General features: G+C 63.1%; 10 protein-coding genes and 1 pseudogene. 7 read left to right on the top strand and 4 right to left on the bottom strand.

From position 1 onward, the window contains the following. The 6 genes from JNN06_RS08745 to JNN06_RS08720 form a co-directional block, all read left to right on the top strand. Window positions 1–753 (top strand): HAMP domain-containing sensor histidine kinase (locus JNN06_RS08745; protein ID WP_291239200.1); only part of this gene is annotated, 753 nt, incomplete at its 5' end. Then, entirely contained in the window at window positions 753–1,175 is a 423-nt protein-coding gene (locus JNN06_RS08740; RefSeq protein ID WP_291239199.1) for a serine kinase, read from the top strand. The genes JNN06_RS08745 and JNN06_RS08740, both read left to right, overlap by 1 nt. A 3-nt stretch (window positions 1,176–1,178) precedes the next feature. After that, window positions 1,179–2,084 carry an RNase adapter RapZ gene (rapZ, locus tag JNN06_RS08735; RefSeq protein ID WP_291239198.1) on the top strand — a complete coding sequence of 302 codons (906 nt, stop codon included), beginning with the start codon at window positions 1,179–1,181 and terminating at the stop codon, window positions 2,082–2,084. A 7-nt stretch (window positions 2,085–2,091) separates the two neighbouring features. After that, window positions 2,092–2,511, top strand: coding sequence for a PTS fructose transporter subunit IIA (locus JNN06_RS08730; protein WP_291239197.1), 420 nt, complete (start codon window positions 2,092–2,094; stop codon window positions 2,509–2,511). Next, window positions 2,508–2,777 carry an HPr family phosphocarrier protein gene (locus JNN06_RS08725; protein WP_291239196.1) on the top strand — a complete coding sequence of 90 codons (270 nt, stop codon included), beginning with the start codon at window positions 2,508–2,510 and terminating at the stop codon, window positions 2,775–2,777. Before JNN06_RS08730 ends, JNN06_RS08725 begins: the two co-directional genes overlap by 4 nt. A gap of 50 nt (window positions 2,778–2,827) precedes the next feature. Then, a complete protein-coding gene (locus JNN06_RS08720; protein WP_291239202.1) occupies window positions 2,828–3,634 on the top strand; it encodes a lysophospholipid acyltransferase family protein in 807 nt (268 codons plus the stop codon). On the opposite strand, the gene JNN06_RS08715 is transcribed toward JNN06_RS08720, so the two are convergent. Beyond that, window positions 3,631–4,506 carry a 3-hydroxybutyryl-CoA dehydrogenase gene (locus tag JNN06_RS08715; RefSeq protein ID WP_291239195.1) on the bottom strand — a complete coding sequence of 292 codons (876 nt, stop codon included), beginning with the start codon at window positions 4,504–4,506 and terminating at the stop codon, window positions 3,631–3,633. The genes JNN06_RS08720 and JNN06_RS08715 overlap by 4 nt on opposite strands. Before the next feature lie 170 nt (window positions 4,507–4,676). Between JNN06_RS08715 and JNN06_RS08710 the strand changes: the two genes are divergently transcribed. Then, a complete protein-coding gene (locus tag JNN06_RS08710) occupies window positions 4,677–5,507 on the top strand; it encodes a DUF6473 family protein (protein ID WP_291239201.1) in 831 nt (276 codons plus the stop codon). A 48-nt stretch (window positions 5,508–5,555) separates the two neighbouring features. Here JNN06_RS08710 and JNN06_RS08705 read toward each other — a convergent pair whose 3' ends face one another. The 3 genes and pseudogenes from JNN06_RS08705 to JNN06_RS08695 all read right to left on the bottom strand — a co-directional run. Next, on the bottom strand, window positions 5,556–6,467 hold the full coding sequence (locus JNN06_RS08705; protein WP_291239194.1) for an FAD-binding protein: 912 nt from the start codon (window positions 6,465–6,467) through the stop codon (window positions 5,556–5,558). Beyond that, a complete protein-coding gene (locus JNN06_RS08700; protein ID WP_291239193.1) occupies window positions 6,467–7,228 on the bottom strand; it encodes an electron transfer flavoprotein subunit beta/FixA family protein in 762 nt (253 codons plus the stop codon). The genes JNN06_RS08705 and JNN06_RS08700 overlap by 1 nt, the downstream gene beginning before the upstream one ends. 139 nt (window positions 7,229–7,367) lie before the next feature. After that, window positions 7,368–7,530 (bottom strand): annotated as a pseudogene (locus tag JNN06_RS08695) (ATP:cob(I)alamin adenosyltransferase); the annotation flags it as partial.

Here is a 7,530-nt window from a genome sequence, read left to right as displayed (position 1 = left end):
ATCGGGCGCCTGTCGGTTGCCATGCGCGGCATGGTGGCGGCACTTTATGACCGGATTGATGCCAACGAACAATTCGCGGCGGATGTGGCGCATGAGATCAAGAACCCGCTTGCCTCACTGCGCTCGGCTGTGGCCTCCTTGCATCTGGCCAAGCGCGATGACCAGCGCAAACGCCTGCTGGAAGTGATTGATCACGATGTGCGGCGCCTTGATCGTCTTGTGAGCGATATTTCCAACGCCTCCCGGCTCGACAGCGAGCTGGTGAAGGAGGAGGAAGAAGAGTTCAACCTGCTGAAAACCATTGGCAATCTGGCAGAGTATCTGGGCCAGCAGGCCAATGAGAGCGGGGTGGAGTTCATCACCGACCTGCCGGGCGACCCGATCATGGTGCGCGGGCTGGAAGGGCGGCTGGCGCAGGTGTTCGTGAACCTGATCACCAATGCGATTTCCTTCTGCGAAGAGGGGGATGCCGTGCGCGTCTGGGCGCGCAAGCGCGACAATCGCGTGCTGGTCGTGGTGGAAGATACCGGGCCGGGCATCCCGGAACAGGCTTTGACCAAGGTGTTCAAGCGCTTCTATTCCGAGCGTCCGCAAGGTGATTTCGGCAATCATTCGGGCCTGGGTCTGGCGATCTCGAAGCAGATCGTCGAGGCGCATGGCGGTGTGATCTGGGCCGAGAACATCCGTCCCACCCATGCTGACATCACCTCTGAACCGCTGGGCGCACGCTTCGTCGTGGGCCTGCCGGTCTGATGTCCGGGCCCATCCTGCGTCATGCCAGCTGCATCGCGCTGGAGGGGCAGGGGATCTTGATCGAGGGGCCCTCGGGAGCTGGCAAGTCTGCGCTGGCGCTGCGCCTGATGGCCTTCGGGGCGGCGCTGGTGGCCGATGATCAGGTGCGGCTGAGCCGCGTGGGGCCGGATGTGATGGCTGCAAGGCCAGAGACCCTTCCCCCCGCCATCGAGGCGCGCGGCATCGGTTTGCTGCGGGCCGATGGGGCGGGGCCCGTGCCGCTGAGGCTGGTCGTCGATCTGGCCCAGGCCGAGCCGGACCGCCTGCCGCCAGAGCGGGTGATCACGCTGTTGGGATGCGCAATTCCCCTTGTCCTTGGCCGGGATGCGCCCCATCTTGATGCTGGTCTGATCCAGTATTTGCGCAGGGGGCGCTTTGCCTGAGCCATGAAAGACCATCCCGTGCAAACCACCCGCGAGCATGAGCTTGTTCTGGTGACCGGTCCCTCCGGCGCGGGGCGGTCGACCGCCATTCAGGCTTTGGAAGACCTTGGCTATGAGGTGATCGACAACCTGCCGCTGAGCCTTGTGCCGCGGCTGATCGACGGCCCGCCTTTGGGCCGTCCGATTGCGTTGGGTCTGGATGTGCGCAATCGCGATTTCAATGCAACAGCCTTGATCGAGCTGGTGGACCAGTTGACGCGCGACGAACGTGTGCAATTGACGCTGCTGTATCTGGATTGCGGGCAGGACGAGTTGATCCGCCGCTATGGCGAGACCCGTCGCCGCCATCCCCTCGCCCCGGATGAAACTCCGGCAGAAGGCATCGCCCGCGAAATGGATCTGCTGGCGCCGATCCGGGTGCGGGCCGATCATCTGATCGACACGACCGAGATGTCGCCCCATGACCTGAAGGCCGAACTGGCGGGCTGGTTCCGGCTAGAGGGCACGCCGGGCCTCGCCGTTTCGGTTCAAAGTTTCAGCTACAAGCGCGGGGTGCCCCGCGGCCTGGACATGATCTTTGATTGCCGGTTCCTGAACAATCCGCATTGGGTTCCGGCCTTGCGCCCGCTGGACGGGCGCGACCCGGCGGTGGCGGATTACGTCATGGGCGATCCTCGATTCCCCGAGTTTTCGCTTAGGTTGAAAGAGCTTTTGCTGTTTCTCCTTCCGGCGCAGAAGGCCGAGGGCAAGGCCCATGTCGCCATCGGTTTCGGGTGTACAGGAGGGCAACACCGCTCGGTTGCCGTTGCAGAAATCCTTGGCAATGCGCTTGCAGAAGCTGGCTGGTCAGTGTCAAAACGGCACAGGGAACTTGAACGCAGGTCGGCCTCTGGCCGGCCCATGGGGTGAGCTTGCCTTGATCGGAATCGTGATTGTGGCACATGGTGGCTTGGCGCGGGAATATCTTTCCGCGGTGGAGCATGTGGTCGGCGCGCAAGACGCGATGAGTGCGATTTCCATTGAGGATGAGCATGATCGCGGCGCCAAGTCGGCAGAGATCAGCGCCGCCGCCGATGCGGTGGATCGCGGCGCCGGTGTTGTTGTGGTGACGGACATGTTCGGCGGCTCGCCTTCCAACCTGTCGCTTCCGGCCTGCGCGGCGCGCAACCGGCGCATCCTTTACGGTGCGAATCTGCCGATGCTGATCAAGCTGACCAAATCGCGCGATCTGCCTTTGCCAGAGGCCGTCGGTCTGGCCCTGGAGGCCGGGCGCAAATATATCAACAGCCTCGATCTGGGGGGCGACATGCCTGCCGGGCAGGGAGAGCAAGCATGAGCAACCGCCAGCTGAAGATCGTGAACGAAAAGGGGTTGCACGCGCGGGCTTCGGCAAAATTTGTCGAATGCGTGGAAGGCTTTGATGCTCAGGCCGAGGTTACGAAGGACGGTATGACCGTTTCCGGCGACTCGATCATGGGCTTGCTGATGCTGGGGGCCTCGCGCGGCACATTCATCGAGGTTGCCACCACCGGCAACGAGGCAGCACGGCTGGCGGATGCCCTTGAGGCGCTGGTGGCCAATCGCTTTGGCGAAGATCGGTAAGGCAGATCGTGACCGGACAGGTCGAGACCCGGGTCGAGCGCCCCTATGACATGCGGCGCCTGTCTTATGCAGGCACGTTCACCAACCCGTTCAAGGCGGGCAGCATCCGGGCGATCGAATGGCTGACGGCCAAGGTCACGCTGCTGCGGCTGATCCGCAAGTTCGAGGCCTCTGGCGCGCCCTTCGGCGCGGCCTTCTGGCCCAAGGCGATCCGCACCATGGGGATCGACATTCAGACCCCCGCCGATGAAATCGCGCAGATCCCGGCAACGGGGCCGGTGGTTCTGGTGGCCAACCATCCGCATGGTCTGGTGGACGGCATGATCATGGCCGAAATCGTGGCGCGGATTCGCCCGGATTTCAAGATTCTCACCCGCTCCTTGCTGACCGGCATTCCTGAAATCGAAGAATTCATGATCCCGGTGCCCTTTCCGCATGAGGAAAACGCCCGCGAGCTGGGTTTGCAGATGCGCAATGAGACGATGGCGCATCTGAAACGGGGCGGGCTGATCATCCTGTTCCCGGCGGGCAAGGTGGCCATGTCCGAGACCTGGTTTGGCCCCGCGATCGAGGCCGAATGGAATGTGTTCACGCATAAGATGGTGCGCACCTCTGGCGCGACCATTGTGCCGATGCGCTTTCCGGGCCAGAACAGCCGCGCGTTCCTGATCGCCAACAAGCTGTCAGACACGCTGCGGCAGGGGCTGTTGCTCTATGAGATCCGCCGCGCCCTGTTCAAGCCGCAGCGGCCCCATATCGGCGCGCCCATCCCTGCGGCCGAGTTGGACAAATGGGAAGGGAACCCGCGCGGCTTTCTGGCCTGGCTGCGCGAGCATACCCTGGCGCTTGGCCGTTAACGCGTCGGCACCGGGGTCTCGCCGCGGTAATCGTAAAAGCCGCGCCCGGCCTTGCGGCCCAGCCAACCGGCCTCGACATATTTCGTCAGCAGCGGGCAGGGGCGATATTTCGTGTCGGCCAGCCCGTCATACAGCACGTTCATGATGGCGAGGCAGGTGTCGAGCCCGATGAAATCGGCCAATTCCAGCGGCCCCATCGGATGATTGGCGCCCAGTTTCAGCGACTCGTCGATGCTTTTGACCGAACCGACACCCTCGTAAAGTGTGTAAACCGCCTCATTGATCATCGGGATCAGGATACGGTTCACGATGAAAGCCGGGAAATCCTCGGCCGAGGCAGCCGTCTTGCCAAGGCGGCGCACCACCTCATGCAGCGCGTCCCAGGTTGGTTGATCGGTGGCGATGCCCCGGATCAGTTCTACCAGCTGCATCAGCGGCACCGGGTTCATGAAGTGGAACCCCATGAATTTCTCGGGCCGGTCGGTGCGGCTGGCCAGCCGCGTGATCGAGATGGAGGAAGTGTTGGAGGTCAGGATGGTCTCTGGCTTCAGATGCGGCAAAAGCGCGTCGAAAATCTTTTGCTTGATCGCCTCGTTTTCGGTCGCTGCCTCGATAACCAGATCGGTCTGGGCAATCTGCGGCAGATCCAGCGTGGTGCGGATACGCGCGAGGGCCGCCTTGCGCTCGTCATCACTGATCTTGCCGCGGCTGACCTGACGGTCCATGTTCTTTTCGATGGTGGAAATGGCCTTGGTCAGGCTGTCGGCGCTGATGTCGTTAAGCAAGACCTCATAGCCCGCCAAAGCGAAGACATGCGCGATGCCATTGCCCATCTGACCGGCGCCGACGACGCCCACGGTTTCAATTGCCATTCCGCTCTCCCATCCATTCGGCGCAAGTCTATGCGCCCGCCGCACTGCGGCGCAAGGGCGCGTGACGCTGCGTCAGTTATGTGAAATTTGAAGCAAATGCGGCTGTTAGCTTTTTGGCAACAGCTTTGCCTCAGTCTGAGTCGTGGGTGTATCAAGACTGGGTGGGTGAGATGGCTTTTGTGTATCCGGGCGCTGGTGCGCTGGATTACGCGCCGTGCCGCTATGGAACGTCGCGTGTGGTTTTTCGAGGGCCGGCAAAATCGCTGGACGTGCCCTATGTTGCGGTTCTGGGGGGGACCGAAACCTATGGCAAATTCGTGCCAGAGCCATATCCGGCCCTGGTTGAGGCGGAAGCCGGTGTTCAGGTCGTCAATCTGGGGGCCGTGAATGCCGGTTTGGACGTGTATCTGAACGATCCCGATCTGCTGGAGATCGCGCGGGGCGCCGAGGTTGTGGTGGTTCAGATCGTCGGGGCGCAGAACCTGTCGAATCGGTTTTACAAGGTGCATCGGCGGCGCAACGACCGGTTTCTGGGGGCGCATCCGGCCTTGCGCGCCCTGTTCCCGGAGGTGGATTTTACCGAGTTCAGCTTTACGCGGCATATGTTGCACAGCCTGCAAAAAATCTCGGTAGAGCGGTTCGATCACGTGGTTGAAGAGCTGCGCGCGACCTGGCTCGCCCGGATGCAGCGCCTGATGCAGGAGGCGGGAACGCGGGTCGTGCTGCTCTGGTTCAGCCCGCATCGCCCCCCGCGCGCCGACCGGGCCGCCGATCTGACGCGCGAACCGCTGTTGGTGACTGCGGAAATGCTGGCCCGGGTCAGGCCGATGGCGCGCGCGGTGATCGAGGTGGTCAGCAGCTCTGCCGCGCTGGCCGAGGGGGCAAGGGGGTTGGCCTTCACCGAACTGGAAGAGCCCGCCGCCCGGGGTGTGCCCGGCCTTGCAGCGCATCGCGACGTTGCGGCGCGCCTTGCCGTCGTGCTGCGGCAAATGCTGGAATGAAAAAGGCCCGCGCTGCTGGCGCGGGCCTAAGGGATCATGACAAAGGCTTCACAGCTTGCCGGCAAGCTCCGGGACGGCGGTGAACAGGTCTGCCACCAGACCATAATCCGCGACCTGGAAGATCGGCGCTTCTTCATCCTTGTTGATGGCAACGATGATCTTGCTGTCTTTCATGCCTGCAAGGTGCTGAATCGCGCCGGAAATGCCGACCGCGACGTAAAGCGCCGGGGCGACAACCTTGCCGGTCTGACCAACCTGCCAGTCGTTCGGCGCAAAACCCGAGTCGACGGCGGCGCGGCTGGCACCGACGGCAGCGCCCAGCTTGTCGGCGAGCGTTTCGATCAGCGCAAAGTCGGCCTGGCTGCCGACGCCACGGCCACCCGACACCACGATCCGGGCCGAGGTCAGCTCCGGGCGATCCGAGGCGGCAACCTTGTCTTCCACCCAGGCCGACAGATCGGACCCTTTGGCAGCGACAGGCTCGACGGCGGCGGCGCCACCGGCGGCAGCAGCGGCAAAAGCGGCTGTCCGCACCGTGAACACCTTTTTCGCATCCGAGGATTTCACCGTCTGGATGGCGTTCCCGGCATAGATCGGGCGTTCGAACGTGTCGGCATCGACGATGGCGGTGACATCCGACAGGACCATCACATCCAGCAAGGCCGCCACGCGCGGCAGCACATTCTTGGCATAGGCGGTCGCCGCCGCCGCGATGTGGCTGTAGCCACCGGCCAGCGACACCACCAGATCCGCCAGCCCCTCGGCCAGGCCATTGCCCGCCTCGTCGGCATGCAGAACCTTGGCAACGCCCGAAAGGGTTGCGGCTTCGGCTGCGGCGGAGGCGGGGCCTGCCACCAGCAAATGCACTTCGCCCAGACCGGCCACAGCCGTCAACGCTTTGGAAACCGAATCAGTGGCAAGCTGACCACCGTTCACATCGGCCAGAAGGAGAACAGCCATCAGATCACCCCCGCTTCGTCTTTGAGTTTCGCAATCAGCTCGTCCACCGAGGCAACCTTGACGCCCGCTTTCCGCCCGGCAGGCTCCGAGGTTTTCACCACGGTCAGGCGCGGCGTGACATCGACGCCGTAATCGGCGGCGGTCTTTTCATCGAGCGGCTTTTTCTTCGCCTTCATGATGTTCGGCAGCGAGGCATAGCGCGGCTCGTTCAGGCGCAGGTCGACCGTCACCACGGCGGGCAGCTTGACCTTGATCGTTTGCAGGCCGCCATCCACTTCGCGGGTGACGGTCGCGGTGTCGCCCTCGACCGACAGTTCGCTGGCGAAAGTGCCCTGGCTCCAGCCCAGCAGGGCCGAGAGCATCTGGCCCGTGGCGTTCAGGTCATTGTCGATGGCCTGCTTGCCAGCCAGCACGAGGCCGGGCTGCTCTTCCTTCACCACGGCGGCGAGGAGTTTCGCCACGGCCAGCGGCTCGATGTCGGTATGCACATCCGAGGCCGCCTCGATCAGGATGGCGCGGTCTGCGCCCATGGCCAGGGCCGTGCGCAGCGTTTCCTGCGCTTGCTTCACGCCGATGGAAACGACCACGATTTCCGACGCGACCCCCTTCTCCTTCAGACGGATCGCCTCTTCCACGGCAATCTCGTCGAACGGGTTCATCGACATCTTCACGTTCGCAAGATCGACACCCGTGCCATCCGCCTTCACGCGGACCTTCACGTTGTAGTCAATCACGCGTTTGACAGGCACCAAAACCTTCATCAGCGGCAATCTCCCAGATTCCCGGCCCCGCAACGGGCCTTTCCAAGCTCTCCGCAGCGTTGTTAGCCCGGGGGGGAATGCAAAAACAATCCAAAAGCGACACGAGACGGCGCCGGGACGCCGCGTCATTTACGCAACGTCAGGTGCCGCGCGTCAGGCCCGGAACCCAAAGCACGTCGGACTTGCCGTCGTCATTGGCGATGCGTCCGGCGACGAACAACCAATCCGAGAGGCGATTCAAATACTTGATCGCCTCGGGGTTCACCTCTTCCAGCGAAGCGAGATGCACCGTCTCGCGCTCT

The organism is Gemmobacter sp. (assembly GCF_016792925.1).
Lineage (GTDB): Bacteria > Pseudomonadota > Alphaproteobacteria > Rhodobacterales > Rhodobacteraceae > Gemmobacter.
This window is presented reverse-complemented; position numbering and strand designations above follow the sequence as displayed.